General features: G+C 68.5%; 22 protein-coding genes. 6 read left to right on the forward strand and 16 right to left on the reverse strand.

The window, feature by feature from the left end:
* Nucleotides 1-78: 78 nt before the first annotated feature.
* Complete coding sequence (locus tag H0264_RS32405; protein WP_181581070.1) at nucleotides 79-1,179, reverse strand: amidohydrolase family protein; 1,101 nt, start codon at nucleotides 1,177-1,179, stop codon at nucleotides 79-81.
* Nucleotides 1,180-1,282: 103 nt separating this feature from the next.
* Nucleotides 1,283-2,284, reverse strand: coding sequence for a LysR family transcriptional regulator (locus tag H0264_RS32410; RefSeq protein ID WP_420832005.1), 1,002 nt, complete (start codon nucleotides 2,282-2,284; stop codon nucleotides 1,283-1,285).
* Between H0264_RS32410 and H0264_RS32415 the strand changes: the two genes are divergently transcribed.
* Nucleotides 2,283-2,468, forward strand: coding sequence for a hypothetical protein (locus tag H0264_RS32415; protein ID WP_181581072.1), 186 nt, complete (start codon nucleotides 2,283-2,285; stop codon nucleotides 2,466-2,468). The genes H0264_RS32410 and H0264_RS32415 overlap by 2 nt on opposite strands.
* Before the next feature lie 81 nt (nucleotides 2,469-2,549).
* On the opposite strand, the gene H0264_RS32420 is transcribed toward H0264_RS32415, so the two are convergent.
* The gene (locus tag H0264_RS32420; RefSeq protein WP_181581073.1) at nucleotides 2,550-2,744 is read right to left on the reverse strand and encodes a hypothetical protein; all 195 of its coding nucleotides are present in this window, start codon (nucleotides 2,742-2,744) and stop codon (nucleotides 2,550-2,552) included.
* 393 nt (nucleotides 2,745-3,137) lie between these two features.
* Between H0264_RS32420 and H0264_RS32425 the strand changes: the two genes are divergently transcribed.
* Complete coding sequence (locus H0264_RS32425; RefSeq protein WP_181581074.1) at nucleotides 3,138-3,311, forward strand: DUF6879 family protein; 174 nt, start codon at nucleotides 3,138-3,140, stop codon at nucleotides 3,309-3,311.
* Nucleotides 3,308-4,141 carry a helix-turn-helix domain-containing protein gene (locus H0264_RS32430; RefSeq protein ID WP_181581075.1) on the forward strand — a complete coding sequence of 278 codons (834 nt, stop codon included), beginning with the start codon at nucleotides 3,308-3,310 and terminating at the stop codon, nucleotides 4,139-4,141. Before H0264_RS32425 ends, H0264_RS32430 begins: the two co-directional genes overlap by 4 nt.
* A gap of 58 nt (nucleotides 4,142-4,199) precedes the next feature.
* Here the strand turns inward: H0264_RS32430 and ffh are convergent, their stop codons facing one another.
* The 6 genes from ffh to ftsY all read right to left on the reverse strand — a co-directional run bounded on the left by ffh (nucleotide 4,200) and on the right by ftsY (nucleotide 12,480).
* Nucleotides 4,200-5,765, reverse strand: coding sequence for a signal recognition particle protein (ffh, locus tag H0264_RS32435; protein ID WP_181581076.1), 1,566 nt, complete (start codon nucleotides 5,763-5,765; stop codon nucleotides 4,200-4,202).
* A gap of 96 nt (nucleotides 5,766-5,861) precedes the next feature.
* The gene (locus tag H0264_RS32440; RefSeq protein ID WP_231084602.1) at nucleotides 5,862-6,164 is read right to left on the reverse strand and encodes a hypothetical protein; all 303 of its coding nucleotides are present in this window, start codon (nucleotides 6,162-6,164) and stop codon (nucleotides 5,862-5,864) included.
* Nucleotides 6,165-6,320: 156 nt separating this feature from the next.
* Nucleotides 6,321-8,789 (reverse strand): [protein-PII] uridylyltransferase, encoded by a 2,469-nt coding sequence (locus H0264_RS32445; RefSeq protein ID WP_181581077.1) that lies wholly within the window; start codon nucleotides 8,787-8,789, stop codon nucleotides 6,321-6,323.
* Between the two features lie 174 nt (nucleotides 8,790-8,963).
* The gene (locus H0264_RS32450; RefSeq protein ID WP_067711303.1) at nucleotides 8,964-9,302 is read right to left on the reverse strand and encodes a P-II family nitrogen regulator; all 339 of its coding nucleotides are present in this window, start codon (nucleotides 9,300-9,302) and stop codon (nucleotides 8,964-8,966) included.
* 3 nt (nucleotides 9,303-9,305) lie between these two features.
* Nucleotides 9,306-10,628 carry an ammonium transporter gene (locus H0264_RS32455; RefSeq protein ID WP_181585992.1) on the reverse strand — a complete coding sequence of 441 codons (1,323 nt, stop codon included), beginning with the start codon at nucleotides 10,626-10,628 and terminating at the stop codon, nucleotides 9,306-9,308.
* A gap of 265 nt (nucleotides 10,629-10,893) precedes the next feature.
* Entirely contained in the window at nucleotides 10,894-12,480 is a 1,587-nt protein-coding gene (ftsY, locus tag H0264_RS32460) for a signal recognition particle-docking protein FtsY (RefSeq protein WP_181581078.1), read from the reverse strand.
* Nucleotides 12,481-12,695: 215 nt separating this feature from the next.
* Between ftsY and H0264_RS32465 the strand changes: the two genes are divergently transcribed.
* Entirely contained in the window at nucleotides 12,696-13,085 is a 390-nt protein-coding gene (locus tag H0264_RS32465) for a DUF2237 family protein (RefSeq protein WP_181581079.1), read from the forward strand.
* A gap of 53 nt (nucleotides 13,086-13,138) precedes the next feature.
* On the opposite strand, the gene H0264_RS32470 is transcribed toward H0264_RS32465, so the two are convergent.
* The 4 genes from H0264_RS32470 to H0264_RS32485 all read right to left on the reverse strand — a co-directional run bounded on the left by H0264_RS32470 (nucleotide 13,139) and on the right by H0264_RS32485 (nucleotide 16,871).
* Nucleotides 13,139-13,555 (reverse strand): hypothetical protein, encoded by a 417-nt coding sequence (locus tag H0264_RS32470; protein ID WP_181581080.1) that lies wholly within the window; start codon nucleotides 13,553-13,555, stop codon nucleotides 13,139-13,141.
* 123 nt (nucleotides 13,556-13,678) lie between these two features.
* Nucleotides 13,679-15,016, reverse strand: coding sequence for a hypothetical protein (locus tag H0264_RS32475; RefSeq protein ID WP_181581081.1), 1,338 nt, complete (start codon nucleotides 15,014-15,016; stop codon nucleotides 13,679-13,681).
* A gap of 54 nt (nucleotides 15,017-15,070) precedes the next feature.
* On the reverse strand, nucleotides 15,071-15,529 hold the full coding sequence (locus H0264_RS32480) for a DUF4232 domain-containing protein (RefSeq protein WP_181581082.1): 459 nt from the start codon (nucleotides 15,527-15,529) through the stop codon (nucleotides 15,071-15,073).
* 385 nt (nucleotides 15,530-15,914) lie between these two features.
* Entirely contained in the window at nucleotides 15,915-16,871 is a 957-nt protein-coding gene (locus tag H0264_RS32485; RefSeq protein ID WP_181581083.1) for a TetR/AcrR family transcriptional regulator, read from the reverse strand.
* Nucleotides 16,872-16,974: 103 nt separating this feature from the next.
* Between H0264_RS32485 and H0264_RS32490 the strand changes: the two genes are divergently transcribed.
* Nucleotides 16,975-17,874 (forward strand): NmrA/HSCARG family protein, encoded by a 900-nt coding sequence (locus H0264_RS32490; RefSeq protein ID WP_181581084.1) that lies wholly within the window; start codon nucleotides 16,975-16,977, stop codon nucleotides 17,872-17,874.
* Nucleotides 17,875-18,033: 159 nt separating this feature from the next.
* Here H0264_RS32490 and H0264_RS32495 read toward each other — a convergent pair whose 3' ends face one another.
* Together H0264_RS32495 and smc are read right to left on the reverse strand one after the other, a co-directional pair.
* Entirely contained in the window at nucleotides 18,034-18,711 is a 678-nt protein-coding gene (locus tag H0264_RS32495; RefSeq protein ID WP_231084599.1) for an HAD family acid phosphatase, read from the reverse strand.
* 90 nt (nucleotides 18,712-18,801) lie between these two features.
* Entirely contained in the window at nucleotides 18,802-22,410 is a 3,609-nt protein-coding gene (gene smc / locus H0264_RS32500) for a chromosome segregation protein SMC (protein ID WP_181581085.1), read from the reverse strand.
* Between the two features lie 280 nt (nucleotides 22,411-22,690).
* On the opposite strand from smc, the gene H0264_RS32505 reads away from it, so the two are divergent.
* On the forward strand, nucleotides 22,691-22,894 hold the full coding sequence (locus tag H0264_RS32505; protein WP_181581086.1) for a cold-shock protein: 204 nt from the start codon (nucleotides 22,691-22,693) through the stop codon (nucleotides 22,892-22,894).
* A 69-nt stretch (nucleotides 22,895-22,963) separates the two neighbouring features.
* On the opposite strand, the gene H0264_RS32510 is transcribed toward H0264_RS32505, so the two are convergent.
* Nucleotides 22,964-23,893 carry an NAD(P)H-dependent flavin oxidoreductase gene (locus H0264_RS32510; protein WP_181581087.1) on the reverse strand — a complete coding sequence of 310 codons (930 nt, stop codon included), beginning with the start codon at nucleotides 23,891-23,893 and terminating at the stop codon, nucleotides 22,964-22,966.
* Nucleotides 23,894-23,901 lie beyond the last annotated feature (8 nt).

Here is a 23,901-nt window from a genome sequence, read left to right on the forward strand (position 1 = left end):
GCACACGTGGCCTCCGCTGGCGCGAAGATCTTGATCGTAGAGGCCGTGGGCGACACCGTCAGCACAGGTGAGAGCGGCCTAGCGGTAACCGGTCACCGGGTCGCGCCGGTCGTAGACGCGGCCGCGCAGCACCACCCAGGAGGGGGTGGCCAGAACCTCCGGGGCGAGGCGTGGATCTTGTTGATAGACAACGAAATCCGCTTGGGCACCGGGTTCGATACCCGGGCGTCCGAGCCAGGTGCGAGCGTTCCAGGAGGAGGCTCCGAGGGCATCGTGGCCGGAGAAACCCGCACCGTACAGGGCGGCGATCTCGTCGGCGATGCGGCCGTGTTTGATCGAACCGCCGGCATCGGTGCCGGTGTAGACGGGGATGCCCGCGTCGTGCGCCTTGGCGACGGTCTCGCGGGAGCGGCGGTGCAGGTCGCGCATGTGGGCGGCGTAGACGGGGAATTTGCCTGCGCTGTCGGCGATTTCGGGGAAGGTGTCGATATTGATGAGGGTGGGGACCAGGGCGGTGCCGTGGGCCGCCATCATTTCCAGGGTCTCGTCGGTGAGACCGGTGCCGTGCTCGATGCAGTCGATGCCCGCGCCGAGCAGGCCGTAGAGGGCGTCCTCACCGAAGACGTGCGCGGTGACGCGGGCACCCTCGCGGTGAGCGGCATCGATGGCCTCCTTGAGAACGGCATCGGACCACAGCGGAGCCAAGTCGCCGACAGTGCGGTCGATCCAATCGCCGACGATCTTGACCCAGCCGTCACCGCGCCGGGCCTGCTCGGCGACGATCTCCGGCAGATCGCGTTCATCGTCGAGCTCGATGCCGAGTTCCCGGATATAGCGTTTGGGCCGCGCGATATGCCGCCCGGCGCGAATGATCTCCGGCAGATCCGCACGCTCGTCGATGAACCGGGTATCGATGGGCGACCCGGCATCGCGCAGCAGCAGCGCGCCCGCATCCCGCTCCACCTCGGCCTGGGCGATCGCCCCGTCCCGATCCTCGTCTCCCCCACCGTATTTGATGCCGACATGGCAGTGCGCGTCCACCAACCCGGGCACGATCCACCCGGACGCGTGCACGGTCTCGGCCCGCGCGACCGGCTCGAACGAGATCACGCCGTCATGCACCCACAGATCGCGCACCTCCTCACCCGGCAGCACCACTCCACGGAAATGCAGACGCATATCGGCCTCCTCGCCACACGCATCGTGTCTCGATACAAACCATGGTCCACTACAGTCCAGAGTCCCCCACGGCCGCAAGGGGCGTGTCGCCGGGGCACACCCCTCAGCTGTCGAGCAGGGTGACGCCCGGATGCTCTCGGCAGACCGCGCGGATCACACGCAGCGCCTCGGCGATCACGGGATGCTCGTAGCCGCCCCGGCGGACCACGGTCAGGTGCCGGCGCATGGGAATCGGCTCGCCGTGTAGCGGCACCCGCACCACTGCCAACTCCGGCGGGATCATTCCCAGGCGCGAGATCAGGCTCACGCCGAAACCGTGCGCGACCATGGCGGCGACTCCGGTGAAATCGACTGCCTGCCCGGCGATTCGCGGGGTGAATCCGGCGGCGGCGCAGGCGGCCGACACCACCAGCCGGTGGGTGATGCGTTCGCGGCCGGTGATCCAGGGTTCGCCCGCCGCCTCACTCAAGGTGACGCCCGTGCGCCCGGCCAGCGGATGCCCCACGGGGACGACCAGATCCATGGGTTCGGCCAGCAGATTGCGCTGTTCGAAGCGCAGGTCGCCCGGGGCCGGGCTGCTGGGCGAGGGCAGGACGACGGCGATATCGCTGTCACCCGCCAGCAGCAGCTCGAAGCAGTGACTGGACTCGTCCTCGATGAGCTCGACAGTCAGCCCAGGATGCTGGTCGCGCAACCGGGCTGCGGCGGGCGCGATGAGGGCCGCCAGCGCGGTGGGCATGGAGCTGATGCGCAGCACCCCGGCCATCCCCGCACGGTGGGCAGCCAATTCGGCACGCGCACTCTCGGATTGGGCGAACAGCAGATCCGCGTGCCGCAACAGCGCGTGCGCGGCATCGGTCAGCTTCACCCGCCTCCCCACCTGTTCCAACAGCTCCACATCGAGTTCCCGTGCCAGCGTGCGCAATTGCTGCGACACCGTGGACGGCGTGAGATGCAGCGCACCCGCGGTGGCCGTAACCGTCCCCTGCTCGCGCAGCATCCGCAGAGTATGCAACCGAGGATCGATCATGCGACGTTCCCATACGATTCGCTGCGAAAATATTCGATGGACCCACCCTAATCCCGCTACCGACACTGGACCCATGGCAGCGGACGAACAATGCGAACACTGCGGCTGGCCCACCGCCCGCCCATTCCAAACGATTTCCCGCCACCCCACCTCGGAAGGCACGGTCACCTACACCCGCTGCGCCTGCGGCGCTCTGCGAGTAACCCTGTCCCCCACCGCCTTCGGCATCACCCGCACCATCCGCCGGAATCCCTCCTGAGCACAACCCAGACATCGGCCCCGCAGGCTCCGGGGCTGAACGTCGGCGCGTAGGCGATGCATGAGCAGACCCCCGGTGCGATCACGACTGTTCCAACCTGCGGGCTGGATGAACGTCGTAGCCGAGCCGGTCGGCGGGCCGCCGGATCTCGGCCTGGTCCCAGAGCTGAGCCATCCTGCATGACTCCACATAGACGCCTCCGGCGTTGCCGTCGCCGTAGTCGTTGGTCTCCAAGACCCCGCCGGGAAAGCTGTAAATCCTTCTGCGCCTGGTCATGTCAGCCCCTTGTCGGTGGTGAAGCAGTTCGGGGCCGGGTCGGCCGCACCGGCTCCGAGCACCTGAGTCGAAGCTAGAGAGGAGGTGCGTCTACGGGCACGTAGTGTGCTCGACTTTGCTGAAAATCTTTCAGCTGCGCATAGTTCTGGGCAGACCGAGAGATCATGGGTTGTGCGCGGGAAAACTCGCGCACACCGTTGAAGAGGGGGCAGTACGATGCGCCTTACATTCCTCGGCAGAGGCGGGTCGGACGTAGGACAGTGCCCGTCGCTGTACCTCACCGATCGCGACACCTACCTGGTGCAGGGGTAGTGGACCGGAAAGCCTGAAATCGTCGAAATACCGCACTTGCTAACGGGGTTCGCTGAAGAAGACACGTTCATCGGTGCCACGATGTCCGATACCGGACGGGGCACCTTCACGCTGGCCGGGCACCTGGTGACCGACGCGGGGAAACCGGCCGGGCTGGCGGTAACCACGGATCCGGGCGTCGTAGCCTACTGCCACGGCGTACGCGAGCGGCTCTGGGCCGTTGCCATCCCATACGTCGAGTACGTCCACCGGTGACGAACAACGTCTACGACGCACAGGAAGCTCTCGGGGCACGGCTGCGAGAGCTTCGCCGCAGGTCAGGGCTCACCGGCCGCGCGCTGGCAGGTGCGGCCGGCTGGCACGAATCGAAGGTCTCGAAAATCGAATACGGGCGCATCACGCCCACCGACGCCGATATCCGGGCCTACTGCGAACACACCGGGGCGGCCGATCAGCTCGCCGACCTGCTGGCCACCCTGCACACCATCGACGCCGCCTACGTCGAATGGCGGCGCATCCTCGGCACCGGCCTCCAACGTCGGCAGCAGAAGGCGCTGAGGCTGGAAGCCGAAGCGACAGTGATCCGCGACTATCAGCCGCAGATAATCCCCGGCCTCCTGCAAACCGCGGAATACGCCGAGGCGAAACTACGGCGGGGCATGGAGTTTCACCAGGCCCCCGATGATCTGGACGCAGCGGTGAGCAAACGCATGGAACGGCAACGGATCCTCTACCAGCGTGACCACCGATTCCACTTCCTCATTGCCGAGCAGGCGCTCTACACCACCGTTGGCAGTGACGTGGTGATGCGCGGCCAACTCGACAGGCTGGCCGCCATCATCGGGATGCCTCGGGTGGCCCTCGGAATCGTTCCGGCCACCGCCGAGGCGCTCGTGGTCTCCACCAACTTCGCCATGTTCGACAACCGTCTCGTCATGGTCGAAGGGACAGCCGCAGAGCTGACCATCACCCAGCCGCGCGAGATCGCAACCTACGGCCGTGCGTTCAAAACCCTGGCGGGACAATCCGTTTCAGGTGAGATCGCCCGGAACCTGATCCGGGCGGCGTTGGAACGTCGCCGCTAGAACAGAGATCGGCCCCGTCGCGAGTGCGACGGGGCCGCTTCCGTACCCCTCGGGGGTCCTAATTCTTCGGGAAGTTCAGCTTGGAGAGGTCGAAACCTTCCAGGCCGGGGGGCAGTTCGTTGAGGCCGGCGGGGAGGTTGGAGAGGTCGGGCATGCCGCCCATACCGGGCATACCCGGCATGCCGGGGAAGCCGCCGCGCACCTTCGGCGGGGTGGGGCCGCGGCCGCCCTTCTTGCCCTTTTTGCCTTTGCCCTTGCCCTTGTTGCGGCCACCGGCGCCGGGGAGGCCGAACTGGCGGCTCATGGCGCCCATCATCTTCTTCGCCTCGAAGAAACGATCGACGAGCTGGTTGACGTCGGTGACCGTGACGCCGGAGCCGTTGGCGATGCGCAGGCGGCGGGAGGCGTTGATGATCTTGGGGTTGGCGCGTTCGGCGGGGGTCATGCCGCGGATGATGGCCTGGACCCGGTCGAGTTGTTTGTCGTCGACCTGGGCGAGGACGTCCTTCATCTGGCCGGCGCCCGGCAGCATGCCGAGCAGGTTGCCGATGGGGCCCATCTTGCGGATGGCGAGCATCTGCTCGAGGAAGTCCTCCAACGTCAGTTCGCCGGAGCCGATCTTGCGGGCGGCTTCCTCGGCCTGCTTGGCGTCGTAGACCTGTTCGGCCTGCTCGATGAGCGAGAGCAGGTCGCCCATGCCAAGGATGCGGGAGGCCATGCGGTCGGGGTGGAAGACGTCGAAGTCCTCGAGCTTTTCGCCGGTGGAGGCAAAAAGGATGGGCTGGCCGGTGATTTCACGCACCGACAGCGCCGCGCCACCGCGGGCGTCGCCGTCGAGCTTGGTGAGCACGACACCGGTGAAGCCGACGCCGTCGCGGAAGGCCTGCGCGGTGGCGACCGCGTCCTGGCCGATCATGGCGTCGAGGACGAACAGGATCTCGTCGGGCTGCACGGCGTCGCGGATGCCCGCGGCCTGGCCCATGAGTTCGGCGTCGATGCCGAGGCGGCCGGCGGTGTCGACGATGACCACGTCGTACTGCTTCTGCTTGGCCTCGGCGATACCGGCCTGCGCCACGTTCACCGGATCAGCCGCGGAGATGCCGAGCGGGTTGTCGCCGCCGCCGATGGAGGTGCCCGGGTGCGGGGCGAACACCGGCACGTCGGCGCGCTCGCCGACCACCTGAAGCTGGGTTACCGCGCCCGGGCGCTGGAGGTCGCAGGCGACCAGCAGCGGCTGATGTCCTTGGCCCTTCAGCCATTTGGCGAGCTTGCCCGCGAGGGTGGTCTTACCGGCACCCTGCAGACCGGCCAGCATGATGACGGTGGGCGGGTTCTTGGCGTACTGGAGGCGGCGGGTCTCGCCGCCGAGGATGCCGATCAGCTCCTCGTTGACGATCTTCACGACCTGCTGGGCCGGGTTCAGCGCCGCGGAGACCTCGGCGCCCTTGGCGCGCTCCTTGATCTTGGCGATGAAGCTGCGCACCACCGGCAGCGCCACGTCGGCCTCGAGCAGGGCCAGCCGGATCTCGCGCGCGGTCGCGTCGATATCGGCCGGTGACAGGCGCCCCTTGCCGCGCAGATCCTTGAGGGCACCGGTCAACCGGTCGGAAAGGGATTCGAACACCGATCGCGCTCCTGATCTCGAGGGACGTCACACTCGAATACCAGGGTAGTGGGCGTGCCGAAGTGATGAGACACAGGCCAAGGGAGGGGATGGTTTTCAGTCGAGACCGGGGCGGCGGGGCCTGCGCAGGTCGTGCTTCTCGGTGCGGACCATGCCGACGGCTTCGCGAGCGGTGAGGCCCAGGCCCAGCGCCAGGCCGTCGAGCATGACCCATTCGGCGTCGCTGGGGGTGTGATCGGCGACGGTCGAGGCGATCGTCATGGCGGTGACCGCCTGCTGACCGGATAGGGTGCGGCCGGGCAACCAGGAGACGACCCAGCGGTCGCCGCCCACGCAGCGGGCGATGTGCTGGGTCGAATCGCTCGTCATCATTGACGCGGAGACCACTTCAATTGCCACCGAACCACTCCCCTCGTGCTCGCGACAGCATGGGCTGAAGCGAATCGTAGAGTGTGGCGCCGGTCACCTGATCGGTATTTCAGCAAATTGCTCGCAACAATCGGATTAACTGGCAAACGTACGGTTTGCCAGTTAATCCCGCTTCCTGGCGATCGGTCAGAAAACCCTGGTTGATCCGTTTTCTGTGTCCGATTCGGGAGTTTTCTTCGGTAGTTGCGGTGGTACCACAGCCAGCAGGGCCGCCTCGATTTCGGCGCGTCGCTGCGGTGTGTCGGAAGCGCCGAGATCGAGGGAAAAGGTGTCATCGACCGCGGAACCGCGGGTCGTGACTTTCGCCCAGCACACATTCACCCCGGAATCGGACAGCGCTTTGGCCAATCGGCTGAGCAATCCGATCCGATCCTCGGCCCGCAATTCCAGCAGCACCCGGCCCGGTTCGGCCGTTTCGTGCCAGAGAATCCGCGGCTGCGCCTGCGCGAACGGACTCGGCTGCGTACCGCCCGCCTCGCGTTCCTTGCGCGCCAGCACCGCCACCAGATCCAGATCGCCATTGATGGCCCGGATCAATTCCTGGCGCAGCAGACCCGGATCCGGCGGATTACCGAAACGCGGCACGACCGTGAACGTATCGATGGCCGATTTCCCGACACTCGCGAGATCGGCCGAGAGCACCCGCAGCGAATGCAGCGCCAGCACGCCCGCCGCATCCGACAGCAGCCCCGGATGGTCGGGCGCGACCACGGTCACGATATGGGTGTAGCGGCCCTCACCGTGCCGCAATTCCACATGCACCCCACCGGCCTCGGCCCGCTGCCGCAATTCGTCCGGAATCGGTTCGGGCTGCGGCGCTTCCCCGCCCGCCATGGCAATCCGGCAGCGACGCACCAGATCCCCGATGAGCGAGGCCTTCCAGTCGTTCCACACACCCGGACCCGTTGCGAGGGAATCGGCTTCGGCCAGCGCGTGCAGCAGTTCGAGGAGTTCGGCATTGCCGTCGAGCGCGTCGACCACCATCTTCACGGTGTCCGGATCGGCGAGATCGCGGCGCGTCGCGGTGTCGGGCAACAGCAGATGATGCCGCACCATGGCCGACAGCGTCTGCACATCCGAGGGCCACAGCCCCAGCCGCCGCCCGATGGACGTGGCCAGTTCCGCACCGACCACGCTGTGATCCTCCGTGCGCCCCTTGCCGATATCGTGCAGCAGCGACCCGATGAGCAGCAGGTCCGGCCGTGCGACCCGGGTGGACAGCGCACTGGCCTGCGCGACCGCCTCCATGAGATGGCGGTCCACGGTCCAGGTGTGCATGGCATCGCGCGGCGGCAGGTCGCGCACCACGCCCCACTCCGGAAACAGCCTGCCCCACAGACCCGTTCGATCCAGCGCCTCGATGGCGTCGATGGTGCCGCGGCCCGCGCCCAGCAGCACCAGCAGATCGTTGAGCGCCTCCTTGGGCCACGGCTCGCGCAGCTCGGGCGCGTCCTCGGAGAGCCGGTTCAACGTCGTCGCCGACATGGGCAATCCGGTCTGCGCCGAGGCCGCGGCCACGCGCAGGATCAGCCCGGGATCGCGCTGCGGGCGGGCATCGCGCGCCAGCACCACCTCACCGGAGTGCTCGACCACCCCCTCATCGAGTGGTCGTCGCACCGGGACGCGGCGCAGTCGTGCGAGCCCGCGCCGCGGCAGCGCGTTGGCAGCGGTACGCAGCCCGACATCCACCGAATAGCTGACCGTGCGCGCCGCATCGCTCAGAGTGCGGGCCAGATCGAACCGGTCGCCTATGCGCAGCGCGGCCCCGATCTCGTCGGCGTCCTGGGCGCGCAGCTGATCCCGCGCGCGTCCGGCCACCCGATGCAGTTCGGTGCGCACGTCCAGCAGCCGGCGATGCGCCTGCTTCAGCCCGCCGCCGGGCACATCCGGACCGAGCCCCGGCATGGCGTCGGTCAGCTGTGCGATGGCGAGGGCGTCGAGCAGTTGGATGTCGCGCAGCCCGCCGCGCCCGGCCTTCAGATCGGGTTCGGCGCGGTGCGCGATCTCTCCGCTTCGCCGCCAGCGGGTTTCGGCCTGCGCGATGAGTTCGTCGAAGCGGGACCGGATTCCGGACCGCCAGTCCCGGCGCACGCCGCTGATCAGCAGATTGCTCAGGCCCTCATCGCCGACGATGCGCCGGGCCTCGAGCATGCCGAGGGCGGCGGTCAGATCGTCGGAGGCGACGCGCAGGGCCTGCGGCACCGTGCGCACGCTGTGATCGAGTTTGATGTGCGCGTCCCACAGCGGATACCAGAGCTGATCGGCGACCTCGGCGACCTTGGCGGGGTCGACGTCGTCGTAGAGCAGCACCAGATCCAGGTCGGAGTAGGGCAGCATCTCGCGGCGGCCCAGACCGCCCACCGCGACAATGGCCAGACCGCTGTCGGCGGTGATGCCGACCTCGTGGCCCTTGGTGGTCAGCCACAGCTCGTAGAGGTCCACCAGCGCCTGCCGCAGCGCCTCCGGCTCGAGCCGGGAGGACTTGCCGTTGGCATTGTGGTCGGCGATCAGCTGGTTGCGGGCCCGGACCAGATCCGAAGCGCCATTGGAGACCTTCTCCCCGGCTTTCTCGTCGCGCTGCTGCTGGAATCCCACACCAACCCACCACCAATCTTGATTCAGTTCGTCGGTCCCCGCTGCGGCGGAACCTGTCGGCGCCGAATTCGGATCGGCGCCTGGTCTTTCCGAGCGGGTCCCCACACGGGGGCGGCCCCCTCCCGCCGGTCGTTGTCTCCGGAGGGAGCGGGGCCGCCGCTCGTCAGTACCTCTTTACAGAGCGTCCGACCCGCGCTCACCGGTGCGGACCCGGATGACGGCCTCGACCGGGGTGACCCAGACCTTGCCGTCGCCGATCTTGCCGGTGCGGGCGGCCTCGACGATCACCTCGACGACCTTCTCCACGGAGGCGTCGTCCACGACCACCTCGACCCGAACCTTCGGGACGAAGTCGACGGAGTACTCCGCACCTCGGTAAACCTCGGTGTGGCCCTTCTGCCGGCCGTAGCCCTGGACCTCGCTCACGGTCATGCCGAGCACGCCCGCCTGCTCCAGCCCGGACTTCACGTCCTCGAGCGTGAACGGTTTGACGATTGCGGTAACCAGTTTCATGCGTCATGCCTCCTTGACGAGGGCGGTCCGTGCCGATCCACCCACAGCAGCGAAATCGTATGCCGTTTCCGCGTGCTCGGACTCGTCCAAGCCCACGAACTCGGCTTCTTCGTCCGCCCGGAGACCGATGGTGAACTTGATGGCGAGGGCGATGATGAGAGTGGCGACACCCGAGAAGGCAAGTACCGCACCGGCTCCCACGGCCTGCTTGATCAGCTGATCCGCGCCGCCGCCGTAGAACAGGCCCTTGATTCCCATGAGGGCCGGGGTCGGCGCCTCGGGCGCGGCAACCAGGCCGACCATCAGGGTGCCGACGATACCGCCGACCAGGTGGACGCCGACCACGTCGAGCGAGTCGTCGAAGCCGAACTTGAACTTCAGGCCCACGGCCAGGGCGCACAGCGCACCCGAGACGATGCCGATGGCCAGCGCGCCGATCACGTTCACCGAGGAACAGGCCGGGGTGATGGCGACCAGACCGGCCACGATGCCCGAGGCCGCGCCGAGGGAGGTGGCGTGCCCGTCACGGAGCTTCTCGACGAAGAGCCAGGCCAGCATGGCGGCGGCGGTGGCGATGGCGGTCGTCAGGAAGGTAGCGCCGGCAATGCCGTTGGAGCCCACGGCCGAACCGGCGTTGAAGCCGAACCAGCCGAACCACAGCAGGCCCGCGCCGAGCATGACGAAGGGCAGGTTGTGCGGGCGCATCGGGGTCTGCGGCCAGCCCTTGCGCTTGCCGAGCACGATGGCCAGAACCAGGCCGGCGATACCGGCGTTGATGTGCACGGCGGTGCCACCGGCGAAGTCGATGGCGTCGAGCTTGTTGGCGATCCAGCCGCCGGTCTCGGCGGTGATGCCGTCGAAGGCGAAGACCCAGTGCGAGACCGGGAAGTAGACGACGGTGACCCACACGGCGGTGAACAGCAGCCAGGCGCCGAACTTCAGGCGGTCGGCCACCGCGCCCGAGATCAGCGCGACCGTGATGATCGCGAACATGAGTTGGAAGGCGACGAACACCGTCAGCGGGATCGTGCCCGCCAGCGGGATTCCGGCCGGGGTGGTCACCCCGGCGTCGTCGGTGCTGGCCAGGTACGTGCCGCCGAAGACGTCCTTCAGGCCGAAGTACTGGGCGGGGTCACCGAACAGGTTGCCCTTGTCCTCGCCGAACGCGATCGAGAAGCCGTACAGCGCCCAGAGGACGCCGACGACGCCCATCGCGCTGATGCTCATCATGATCATGTTCAGCACGTTCTTCGAGCGGACCATGCCGCCGTAGAAGAACGCCAGACCGGGTGTCATCAAAAGCACGAGTGCTGAACTGGTCAGCATCCATGCGGTGTCGCCGGCGTCAGGTGCGCCGATTACGGGAAAGGCCACCGCAATTTCCTCCTCATCATCGGGCTCCGCCAGCAAGCGGCGAACGAGCCTGCAATGAGGTTCGCCAGTCGGTGTTTCATCCGTGAGCCTGCGGCGTTTCACCTAGGTGAACGGATGAACCAGCTCTGTTTCGGTCGCGTTGCCGGGATCGCACCTCTGTTACGAGCAGATTGTGAGGATGATATTGGTTTGTCCGGTCTGCGCAGGTTAGGCGCGATTATCCGAGCAGCGCGTCGACGAAGGCTCCGGGCTCGAACGGGGCAAGATCATCCGCACCCTCGCCCAAACCGACCAGTTTCACGGGTACGCCGAGCTCGTGCTGCACCTGGAAAACGATGCCGCCCTTGGCCGTTCCGTCCAGCTTCGTCAGGGCAACACCGGTGATGTCGACGACCTCCGCGAACACCCGCGCCTGCATCAGACCGTTCTGGCCGACCGTGGCATCGAGCACCAGCAGGACCTCGTCCACCTCCGCCTTCTTCTCCACCACGCGCTTGACCTTGCCGAGCTCGTCCATCAGACCGGTCTTGGTGTGCAGGCGGCCCGCGGTGTCCACGAGCACGGCGTCCACGCCACGGTCGATGCCGGCGGCCACCGCGTCGAAGGCGACGGCGGCCGGGTCGGCGCCCTCCTTGCCGCGCACGGTCTCCGCGCCGACGCGCTCACCCCAGGTCTGCAGCTGATCGGCGGCGGCGGCGCGGAAGGTGTCGGCCGCGCCGAGCAGCACGCGACGGCCGTCGGCGACCAGCACGCGCGCGAGTTTGCCTGTGGTGGTGGTCTTTCCGGTGCCGTTCACGCCGACGACCAGCAGCACGGCCGGATGATCGGCGTGCGGCAGGGCCCGGATCGAACGATCCAGTTCGGGGCGCAGCGCCTCGATGAGCACCTCGCGCAGCACCGCGCGAGCCTCTTCCGCATTGCGGACGCTGCGGGAGGCCATCGCCTCGCGCAGGCGCTCGACCACGGCCGCGGTGGAGGCGGTGCCGAGATCGGCCATGACGAGGGTGTCCTCGATCTCCTCCCACGAATCCTCGTCGAGATCGCCGCCGCCGAGCAGGCCCAGCAGGGACTTGCCGACGGCGTTCTGGGAGCGGGACAGGCGACCGCGCAGGCGATTCAGGCGACCGGCGGTGGGCTCGATCTCGGGGACTACGGGTGCGGAAACCTCGGCGGGAGCCTCGGTTTCGACGGGTGCGGCCACCTCGACGGGAGCCGGAGCGGCAACCTCGCCCGGGGCGGCGGGGACTTCGGCGGGGGCCACGGCCTCAGCGGGCGCGGCCGGGGCGGAAACCTCAGCGGGCGCGGCCGTTTCCGCCGGAACGGTCTCGGCGGGCGCGGCGGCGGTGTCGGCCTCCGGCGCGGCGGTGCCGGCCTCGGCTACCGGTGCGGGCTCAGGGCCCTGGACAGGCGGGGGCAGCTGGACGTCGTGAATGCTGCGGCGGCCGGAGTCGCGCGGAATGGCCGCGTCGTCGCCGATGTGCGGCTGGCCCTCGTCGTCGGTGCGCTCGAGCACCGGCTCCGGGGCGGGCTCGGTGGCCGCTTCCGCCGCGGGCTTCGGTTCCGGCTTGGGGGCCGGTTCCGGTGTGGGCTTGGGCAGCGTGGCGGTGCCGCCGCCTTCGCTGAAGTTGAACCCGCTGGATGCGGTGTAGCCGCCCGACCGGTCCTTGGTCTCCGGGAGTTCCTTCGTCGCCGGAGGCGGGGTCAGCGAGATGCGGCGGCGTTTGTAGAGGACGAATCCGGAAACGAACGCGACCAGCAGCACCGCTGCGATCGCGGCAATGAGGATCCAAGCTTGTCCATTCACACCCTCATCCTGTCAGAGGGTGCCCTGTTGCCCGATTCACGTACCTACCCACGGGTTGCGGAGGAGTGTCGCTTAGCACATATCGGTGTATATCGGCTATGGACACGCCGATCCGTGTCCGCCGAATCGAAGCAACGACCGACCGGTCTGCCCAACAACGCACCACAGTGCGGAAGGAGCGGCGAATGCGACACCGAGACAATAGGATCGGCGACGTGACCGATCGAAATGTGCTTGGGGGACCGCTGGAGGAGTGTGGCACCGATCCTCTCACCGGCTTCTACCGGGACGGCTGCTGCAGCACCGGACCCGAAGATCTGGGCAGCCACACGGTGTGCACAGTCGTGACCGCGGAGTTCCTGGAGCACCAGAAGTCGATCGGCAACGACCTCATCACCCCGCGTCCGGAGAACAACTTCCCCGGCCTGCAACCCGGCGACCGCTGGTGCGTGGTGGCCGTGCGCTGGCTGCACGCCCACGAAGACGGCGTGGCCGCCCCCGTGGTGCTGGCCGCCACCCACGAGAACGCCCTCGAGGTGGTCCCGATGGACACCTTGCGCAAATACGCCGTCGACGTCCCCGACGACGTGAGCGACCTGCTGTAGCCGAACGCGGCAATGCCGCCCGGCGGGAACCGGACGGCATTGCGCGCGAGGGATCAGCGTGCGGCACGCAGCAGAACGAACTGGGCGGCCGACATGACAGCGGTGAAGCCGGCGATCAGGATGATGCCGACGGCGCCGAGCGTGGTGGGTTCCAGCCACCCCGCCGCCAGTGTGACGAGGCTGTCCACGGTCCAGAAGGCGTTCAGCCCGGCAATGACAGCGGCTGCGCGGCGCGGGATTTCGCGTCGCGTGGCCACCACGAGGACTCCGGCCGCGTAGACCATGAAGAAGATGCCGGTGGCGAGCAGCACCCAGGTGTCGAGGCCGAGCGGTGAGTCCAGCACGCCGGCCAGAGCCGTGATCGCCACACCGGAGACCATGGTGGCGATGCCGTCGAATTCATAGGCCAGGCGCAGCGGGGTCATGCCCAGGATGCGGCGGGCGGCGGGGGTGCTGGTCATGGCGGTCATGGGAATCGGGTCCTTCCGATCGGATTCGGCTTGCTGGTTCGACAGTGGCCGCCATCGCACTGCCGGAACCATCCCAAGAGCTGCCGAATACTGCCAGCCGCAGGTCAGGGTGCTGCTACCGAATCAAGATGGCAGGGAATCGATTCCGGATCGCAGCTGTGCGGCGATCATGCGCGCTGCCGCGTTCTGCCAGTTGTGCAGGGTGCGTTCGGGCACCTGGTCGACGAACCAGGCCAGGGCGCGGCGCGAGACCGGATCCAGGTCGGTGCGTTTGGTGCGCACGCTGTAGGGGCGGATGCCGGCGACGTAATAGAAGTAGACGGAGTTGTAGTGCCGCCACTCCTCGCTGGTGCCGAAGTCCTCGCCGGTGCGCGGTTTCAGATGGGTGATGCTCTCGCTCAGTAGCGCTTTCAGTTCGGCGGCGCGGTCCAGCGGGCCGGTGGCGTCGCGGCCGGCCAGGCGGGCGTCGATGGCGGGCAGGTCGATGAGCGGGCTGGACACCAGCTTGCCCAGATCGGCGTAGTGGCTCAGGGCGCGGCGGGTCAGGCGCGCGAACTCGTCCTCGCCCAGGGCCGCCAGACCGGTCTCGGCCTCCTTGCGCGGCAAAGCCTCGGCGGCGGTGCGCAATTCACTGCGTTCCTGCCGCAACTGCGGCGAGGTGAAGGCCAGCCGGTCCACGCTCGCCTGCAACGGCGCATTGAGCACCTGCATGGCGATGGCGGCCGCGACGGCACCGAACAGCAGCGCCAGCAGCGGCGTCCGCTCCCCCGCCAGCACGATGGCGACCGCCGCCTGCCCGCCGAACACCGCCGCGGTGAGCGCCGAAACCAGCAGGGAGCGCACCATATCCGCGCGCAGCGCCTCCCCTTCGTCGAAGGCGTCGAGCACCGCGATGCCGATGCCGAGCAGCACCAGGTCCACGGCCACCGCCGACAGCATGGCGGTGCGCGGCAGCGCATGGAATCCGACCAGAATCAGCGAGGCACTCAAACCGAACATGAGCGCGCCCACCGTGAGCAGCCCGGCCACCGACCGGTGCGGGCCGACCGCGAAGTCGTAGCGCAGCATGACCGCCAGCATGGTCACCAGCAGCGCGGCCACCGCCAGCGCGCCGAGAAAGTAACCGGCGGGCAGGAATCCGGCCGCCGCGGGCATGGCCAGCAGCGCGCACGCCGGCACCAGCGCGAGCCGCCACAGCCGGTCGGCGCGTTCGACGAAGCGGTCCGGCAGCAGCCGGATGAACACCCCGGTCCAGGCGAGGGCGGGCAGGCACACCAGCACCAGGCGAATACCGTCGAACCAGGTGCCGTTCACCGCCACCGCATCGCCGACCACCGCCGCCGCGTACGCGAGCAGTCCGATTCCGGCCCGGCGCAGCACGGGCTTTCGCGAATCCCGCGCCATCAGATACAACCCCAGCCACCACGCCACCCCGAAAGCGACCGCAGACACCCACAACACGCTGTGAGCCTACTTCGCGACCGGGCTCCGTTGACGGGCTACCGAAAACCGTTGTCAGCGGCCACTACCCGGAATCACCGGCTGCACGCGCAGAATCCCGATCTTGGAGCACACGGTGCGAGATTGTTCGAGGAACACCGATTCGGTGTTGTCCGGCGGATAGATGCGCAGTCCCGCAGCGGATGTCGGGCCGCAGATCTCGGGCGGGTAGACATCCACGCTGGTCACGACGCTCACCGAGGCGGACGCCTGCGCGCCGGGATCCAGTCGCACGGTGGCGGATTCACCCGGATCGCGAGTGGCGGCCGCGCCGATGGGATCCCCGGCTGGACCGTTGGTGAACGACACCCCGGGATAGCCGGTGATCGTGCAGACCCCGGACCCATTGTTGGTGAACACGATCGGGAAGACGGTGTGCCCCGCGGCTCCACCGCCCGGCCCCAGCGCGACCGTCAATTGCGATGTCCGGCAGGCGGAAACACCCGCGGGCGTGGTGGACGTGGTGGTCGGCACGGGCGGCGTGGTCGGCTCGGTCGTCGCCGGGTCGGCCGAGGGCGCGGTCGTCGCCCCCGTCGTACCGCTCGGCTGCGCGGAGGCACTCGTCCCCGGAGTGGACCCATCACCCCCACACCCGGCGGCGCTTACGACGCACCCCGCACTCACAACCAGCAATCCGACTCGCAGCCACATAGATTGGCGAACCATCCGGGATACCTCCCTGCCAGCACAGCCGATTCAGCGCCCTCCCACAAACGTAGCCCTCTCGCAAGGCAGAATGGCCGACCCGGCGACAACATGTTTCCCCCCGATCCGCTTTGCCGCACTCCATGATCAACGGGACCGACGGGTGTTCCGTCTCGGCCGTCATCCCGGCGCGGGTGACATCGCGACTCCGAATTCAGTATTGCTGCGGGATCCGAGTGGAGTCCGGGCGCGGGGTGGCGTGGCGTTGGCGGTGGGCCTTCTGGCGGCAGGCCGGGGAGCAGTAGCGGGGTGGGCGGCCGGTGCCGGTGGGGTGTACCGGGGAGGCGCAGATCGGGCAGGCGGTGGCTGACGTTTCGTTACGGGGCCGGGTTTCGTTATGGGAGTGTGTGGGGGTTTCGGGTTTCGTTACGGGGCGGGGGGATGCGGGGCGCATGGCGTCCAGGACCATGGCGGCGGGGCGGGAGATGCCGGGGGTGGTTCCGGGCAGGCGTTGGATGGCAACGCAGCCCGTGAAAATCGCGAGGACGTCGGGGAGGGTGAGATCGGGGCGGACAGCTCGCTGACGGTGGGCCGCGTCGAGGAGGTCGGCCAGGGCGCGGTGGAAGCGGGTTCCGGCTTCGCGCATCAGTTCCCGGGGCCAGCCGTCGTTTCCGATCAGGTCGCAGAGGGCCTGGTTGCCGGGGGTGGAGGCCACCACCTCGGTGCAGAAGGCGAAGAAGGCCGCCCCCGGGTCGGCGGCATCACGGTGGCTGACCGCGATCGCTGTCAGACGGTCCAGGCGCTGCTGCACAACCGCTTCGACGAGTTCGGTTTTGGTGGGGAAATGGCGATGCACGGTCCCCGCGCCCACGCCGGCGCGCCGGGCGATCTCCGCCAGTGACACACCCGTTCCGTGCTCGGCGAACGCCCGCTGCGCCGCGGCCAGCACGAGCGCGCGATTGCGCCGTGCGTCCGCGCGCGTACTGGCCCCCGACGGCGCGACCACCCGGACCGGGGGCACAGCCGCAGCGCGCGAGCTTGGGACGGTGGGTTCAGCGGACACTTCGGGCCAGGCGACGCCGCGTGTTCGTCCAACGGGTGCGGCGGACACCTCGGTTCGCGCGTCCAGGCTGGTGCGGGCAGCGGGGCCGGGGGGTGGTGCGGCGGTCATTTCGTTACGGGCTTTCCTTGGGGCGGTGGCCTTTTCGTATCGGCTGCTCGTAGCTTCGGGATACGGGTCGACCGGCCCGAATACTACCTAGGAGATTGAATACATGTCTGCTCACAGCGATCTCGTGCTGGTGACCGGGGCGACGGGGAAGCAGGGTGGTGCGACTGCGCGGCGGTTGCTGGCGGCGGGGCGGCCGGTGCGGGCGCTCGTGCGGGATCCGGAGACACCGGCGGCGCGCGAATTGGCCGGGGCGGGAGCCGAACTCGTTGTCGGCGATTTCGATGACAGGGACAGTGTGGCGGCGGCGGTTGCCGGAGTTCGAGGCGTGTTCGCGGTGCCGCCGGTGTCGTACGGCCCGGCGGGCTGGGATGTGGATCGGGAGGCGCGACGGGGTGCGGATCTGGTGACGGCGGCGGAACGCGCGGGGGTGGATCACTTCGTGTTCACCGGTGTCGCGCAGTTCCACAATCAGACGCGGTTCACCGGTTTCGGCGGGAAGCAGCGGATCGAAGAGGCGGTGGCCGCGAGTTCCATGCGGTGGACGGTATTGCGGCCGGTGCGGTTCATGGAAAACTATCTGCTGCGTGATTCCCTGCTGGACGGGATCAACGGCGGGGTGCACAGGCATGCCTTTCCGGCGGATCGGCCGATCCAGGTGATCGCGGTCGACGATATCGCCGATATCGCGTTGACGGTCTTCCAGAATCCGGGCGAATTCCATGGCCGTGCCATCGAATTGGCGGGTGACGCACTGACCATGCCGGAGGCGGCGGCCGCCATCACCCGAGCGACCGGAATTCCGCTGCGCTACGAATCGGTCACCGAAGCGGAGGCGGACGCGCTGGGCACCGAGGTCGGCAATGTGTGGCGGCAGTCCCGCGACGGGGCGGGCTGGAATGCGGATATCGAACTGGTCCGCCATATCCATCCTTGCCTGCGCTCCTTCGAGACGTGGCTCGCCGAATCCGGTGCGGCGCGGGTGAAGTCGCGCCTGGCGGAGTAGGAACGTGCACCACCGCAGGGAGTGCGGGTGCGGCGTCACCGGTCACGTCGGCGTATCGCACAGCGCACGCCCCGCGCAGACGCGAACGGACGCCGCAAGCCCGAAGCCGCGGCGTCCGTCGTACGCCCGCACCGGAGTTCCGGTCGCGGGCAAGGGAATTCAGTTCAGCGCGCCGTCGTAGTCGGGCAGCTTGAAGGTGCGTTCGGCGTGCCCGCCGGACAGGTCGGAGGCGCTGTTGCCGATATTCGCGACGATGGTGTAGCCCTTGCTCTCGATATCGGTGCGCGAGCCGATCTTGCAGGATTCCAGCGCCGCCGAACCGGAGGATCCGGTGGTGAGCCCGCAGCCGTAGAGCCCGTCGACGGAGTATCCGACGGCGGTGAGGTTGATATTGGTGTAGATGCCCATGGCCGAGGGCCGCCCGGTCACGAAAATGATTGCGGCGCCCTGCTGTTTGGCCCACTGGGTGAGCTGCAGCACCGGCGCGATGGCGGGCACGATGGGGCTGGCGTTGTAGGTGGTTTCCAGCGAGGTGTTGTCGATGTCGAGCACGATGGCCGGCTTCCCGCCGCTGGGCAGGCGGGTGCTCAGGTAGGTCTTCGCCTCGTTGACCACGGTGGTGACGTCGGCGATCCACTGGCTGTAGCTGGGCAGGTTGCCGCCCCCGCCGGACAGCGACGACGACCCGGAGCCGCCCGACCCGGTCCCGCCGGACAGCGACGACGATCCGGTGCCTCCCGACAGCGAGGAGGACCCGGTGTCGGCGAGGGCGGCGGAGGCCGGAAGGGCAAGAGCGACAGCGGCACCGAGGGCAATACCTGCAAAAGAACGTCTCATGACTCCCGGACGCTATCTGCATCAAGGGTCCGACGTGATCATGTTTCAAATTTCGGCGACCGCAGTCCCACTGATCGGGAACCGCGTGCGCTAACTCGCCGCGCCGACCAGGTTCTCGCCGCGCAGGCGCTGCGAGATCACCTGGGTGATGCCGTCGCCGCGCATGCTGACGCCGTAGAGGGCGTCGGCGATCTCCATGGTGGGCTTCTGGTGGGTGATGACGATCAGCTGGGACTTTTCCCGCAGCTGTTCGAACAGGCCGATGAGGCGGCGCAGGTTGGTGTCGTCCAGGGCGGCCTCGACCTCGTCCATCACGTAGAAGGGTGAGGGGCGGGCACGGAAGATGGCTACCAGGAAGGCCACTGCGGCCAAGGACTTCTCGCCGCCGGAGAGCAGGGAGAGCCGCTTGACCTTCTTGCCCGGCGGGCGCGCTTCGACCTCGACGCCGGTGGTGAGCATGTCGGAGGGGTCGGTGAGCAGGATGCGTCCTTCACCGCCGGGGAACAGCTTGCTGAACACGTGGGTGAATTCGCGTTCCACATCGTCGTAGGCTTCGGTGAAGACCTGCAGGATGCGGGCGTCGACCTCGGCGACCACGTCGAGGAGGTCCTGACGCGCCTTCTTGACGTCCTCGAGCTGGGTGTTGAGGAAGGTGTAGCGCTCTTCGAGGGCGGCGAACTCTTCCAGCGCAAGGGGATTCACCTTGCCGAGGGTGGTGAGGTCCTTCTCGGCTCGTTTGGCGCGCCGCTCCTGGGTGGCGCGGTCGTACGGCATGGGCTGCGGTTCGCTGACATTCTCGCCGCGTTCCTTGGCCTGCTCGTACTCCATCATCTCCAGCGCGGTCGGCGGCATGGGGGTGTCGGGGCCGTATTCGGCGATGAGGTCTTCCAGTGCGACACCGAAGGTTTCGGCGATGGTGGTCTCGAGCTGTTCGATGCGCAGCGCGGCCTGCGCGCGGGCGACCTCGTCGCGGTGCACGGCGTCGACGATCTGACTCAGCTGGGTGGTGAGCGCGCGCGAGCGTTCCTTGGTCTGCTCCACCTGCGCGGCGATCTCGGAGCGGCGGCGCACCAGCTCATCGCGGCGTGCGGACGCCTCGGCGACGACGGTTTCCAGTTGCGCGGCAACGCGTTCGGCGGAGTCGGCGACCACGGCGGCGACGGCGGACGCCTGCCGGCGGGCGGCCTGGGCGCGTTCGGCGCGGGCGCGGGTCTCGCGTTCGGCGCGGGCCATGCGGCGCAGCGAATCCGCTTTGCCGCGAACCGATTCCGCGCGTTCCTCGGCGGTGCGCACGGCCAGGCGGGCCTCGACCTCCATGGTGCGGGCTTCGGCGAGCGCGGCGGCGGCTTCCTCGCGCGCGTAACCGGCGGTCTCGGTTCCCGCTGCGTCCGAACCCATTTCGGACTGTTCGTCCTCGGCGTGCCGCAGCCGGTCCTCGAGTTCGGCGAGCTTGGCGAGGGTCTCCTCGCGCCCGGCCTCGGTGTCGGCGCGCTGGGCGAGGATGCGCTCGCATTCCTGCTGTGCGCGCCGCGCGGTCTGCCCGAGCCGGCCGAGCCGGTCGTAGATGGCGACCAGCGCCTGATCGGATTCGTGCAGCGCGAGCAGCGCGTGATCGACGGCTTCCTTGCGATCGGTCTGCTCGGCGAGCGCACCGGCGAGGGCGGCCTCGAGTTCCTCGGCCTGCCGCTGCCAGGACACGAGTTCGGCCTTGGCGGCATCGATTTCGGCCTGCACCTCGAGCTGGCTGGGGGCGCGGTCGGAGCCGCCGAGCAGCCAGCCGCTGCCGGTGATATCGCCTTCGCGGGTGACGACACGCAGTTCGGGCCGGGCCGCGATGACCTGTGCGGCGACGGCCAGATCGTCGGCGACGGCGATGCCGGCGGTGAGCGCCCCGATCGCGCCGCGCAGGTGGTCCGGGCAGTCGACGATGTCGGCGAGCCAGCGCGCCGACCCGGGTAGCTGCCCGTTGGGCCGCGAATCCGGTTGCGTCGCATGGCCGTACACGAGCGCCGCCCGACCCCCGTCGGACTCCTTGAGCGCCCGCACGGCGGCGTGCGCGGACGGTCCGGTGTCGGCGGCCACGGCGTCGGCGAGCGGCCCGAGCGCGGCGGCGACGGCGGCCTCGTAGCCGCCGTGCACGCGAATCAGCCCGGACAGCGGCCCCAGCAGCCCGTCGGTGCGATGCTCCAGGAGCCAGGCCGCGCCGTCCTTGCGCGCCAAACCCATGGTGAGCGCCTCGATCCGCGCGGACAGCGAGGCGACGCGCTTGCTGGCTTCGCGGTCCTTCTCCCGCAGTTCGGTGACCCGCTGGTCGGCCAGTTCGAGGGCCTGCGCGGCGTGCTCGTACTGCGTGTCGAGGCCCTCCTCCCCCGCGTCGAGCTCACTCAATTCGCCCTGCACGGACTCGAATTCGGCGTCGGCGTCCTCGCCGCGCCGCCGGGCTTCGGCCAGTGCGGTGGACAGCCGCGAGATCTCCCCGTCCACGGACTGCGCCCGGGTGCGCAGCGTGTCGACCTGACCGGAGAGCCGCGCCAGCCCTTCGCGACGGTCGGCGATGGCCCGCACGGCCGCCAGATGCGCCTGCTCGGCGGCTTTGGCGGCCTGCTCCCGCTCGTGCAGCGCGTCGCGCGCCGCCTCGAGGGTCTCGGTGGCGATCTCCACCGCCGCCAGCAGTTCGGCCTCCTCGGCCTCCACCCGCTCGGCTTCACGCTCGAGCTGGTCGGGATCGCGCCCCGCGCCGCTCGGCTGCTCGATGGTCAGATTGCGCGCCCGATCCCGCGCGATGCGAATAGTGGCATTGACGCGTTCGGTCAAAGCGGACAGCTGGAACCAGGTCTGCGCCGCCGCCTCCGCACTCGGCGTCAACCGCGACAGCTCGAACTCCTGCTGTGCCAGCGCCGCATTCGCCGCATCCAGCTCGGCCTGCATATTGACCTGCTGCTCGCGCGCGTACGCCTCTTTGCTCTGCTGGCTCTCCAGCTCGGTGCGCCGCGACACCAGATCGTCGGCCGCGAGCCGCAAGCGCGCGTCGCGCAGCTCCGATTGCACGGTCGCCGCCCGCCGCGCCACCTCGGCCTGCCGCCCCAATGGCTTGAGCTGCCTGCGCAATTCGGTGGTGAGGTCGGTCAGTCGCGCCAGATTGGCCTGCATGGCATCCAGCTTGCGGACGGCCTTCTCCTTGCGCCGCCGATGCTTGAGCACGCCCGCGGCCTCTTCGATGAAGGACCGCCGATCCTCGGGCCGGGACTCCAGAATCGCCGATAGCTGACCCTGCCCGACAATGACATGCATCTCACGTCCGATACCGGAGTCGCTCAGTAGCTCCTGCACGTCCATGAGCCGGCAGGTGCTGCCATTGATCTCGTACTCGCCGGCGCCGTCGCGGAACATGCGCCGCGTGATGGACACCTCGTTGTACTCGATGGGCAGCACGCCGTCGGAGTTGTCGATGGTGAGCGTGACCTCGGCGCGGCCCAGCGGCGCGCGCCCGGTGGTGCCGGCGAAGATGACGTCCTGCATCTTGCCGCCACGCAGTGCTTTCGCGCCCTGTTCACCCATGACCCAGGTGAGCGCGTCCACGACATTGGACTTGCCCGACCCGTTCGGACCGACCACACAGGTGATCCCGGGTTCGAACCGCAACGTCGTCGCGGACGCAAAGGACTTGAACCCCTTGAGCGTCAGACTCTTCAGGTGCACGCGCGCAAGGCTACCCTCTCCCCCTCGGTTGCCCCGAGTATGCCGGGGAACGCGTCACCCGGGTTCGCGACCCGCCGTATGTACCAGGGGGGTGCGTGCACCCCGCAACTCATCGGGTACGGTGTACGCGTTGCAAGCTTTGGTTCTCACAGACTTCTCCACGCGCCTGCCGAGTACAACGCGGGCGCGCATTTGTGTTTCCAGTGATTCCATGCGGGATCATTCCAGCGACATCTGGTCCGCCGCCGGCGGATCTTTCCACCACCAGAAAGGGTCGATCATGGCCACCGGAACCGTGAAGTGGTTCAACGCGGAAAAGGGCTTCGGCTTCATCGAGCAGGACGGCGGGGGCCCCGACGTCTTCGCGCACTACTCGAACATTGCCGGCTCGGGCTTCCGTGAGCTGCAGGAAGGCCAGAAGGTCTCCTTCGATATCGCGCAGGGCCAGAAGGGCCCGCAGGCGGAGAACATCACCCCCGCCTGAGCGTTATCCGCATAACGCGAAGTCCCGGTGCACCTCGGTGCGCCGGGACTTCGCGTATTCGGGGAAGCTTCAGACCACTGCTGAGGCGGCGGCGCGGTACTGCTTCGCCACCTGCTCGACCACCTCGGCGACGGTGCTGATCTCGTGCACGCCGCTGGTGGAGTGCCCGGCGCTGTAGAAGTTCAGCCAGGGGCTGGGTGAATCGGCTTGCGCCAGCAGGGCGCTGATATCGACGCCGCCCGCGTGCAGGGCGGTCAGGTCGATGCCCGCCCGCTCGATCGAGGCCCGCAGCATGCTGGTGGGCAGGCCGGTGAACGCGGAGGTGAGCACGATGTCGTCGAACTCGGAGTCGACGATCATCTGCTTGTGCGCCGGGGCCGCCAGGCTTTCGACGGTCGCGAGGAACCGCGTCCCCAGGTAGGCGAGATCCGCGCCGAGGGTGCGGGCGGCACGCAGGGCGACCCCGTCGCTGATGCCGCCCGCGAGCACGACCGGGCCGTCGTAGAACTCCCGCACCGCGCGCACGAACGCGAACGGATTGGCCCAGCCGGTCTGCCCGCCCGATCCGGCCGTGAGCAGGATGAGCCCATCCACCCCGGCGTCGATGGCGCGACGCGCGTGCCGGACGCTCGCGATATCGGAGAACACCAGGCTGCCCGCCGCGTGCAGGGCGTCGATGACCGGTGCGGGCGACCCGACCGAGGTGATGACCAGCTCGGTCGGCTGCTCGCACAGCACCGCGAGATCCTCGGCGAGGCGGCTGTTGCTGCGATGCACGATCACATTGGCCGCGACCGCACCCCGCGCCGGATCACGCTGTGCGGCAATACGAGTGAGCCATGCGGACAATTCCGCGCCGCTGCGGGCATTGGCGGTGGGAAACGCGCCGACGATGCCGGAACACGCGGCGGCGATCACCAGTTCCGGCGCCGACACCATGAACATGGGCGCGGCGATCACCGGCAGGGTGAGCCTGTTCAGCAGGTCGTCGACGGTCATGGGCGGTC

It is taken from the genome of Nocardia huaxiensis (assembly GCF_013744875.1).
GTDB classification, from domain to species: domain Bacteria; phylum Actinomycetota; class Actinomycetes; order Mycobacteriales; family Mycobacteriaceae; genus Nocardia; species Nocardia huaxiensis.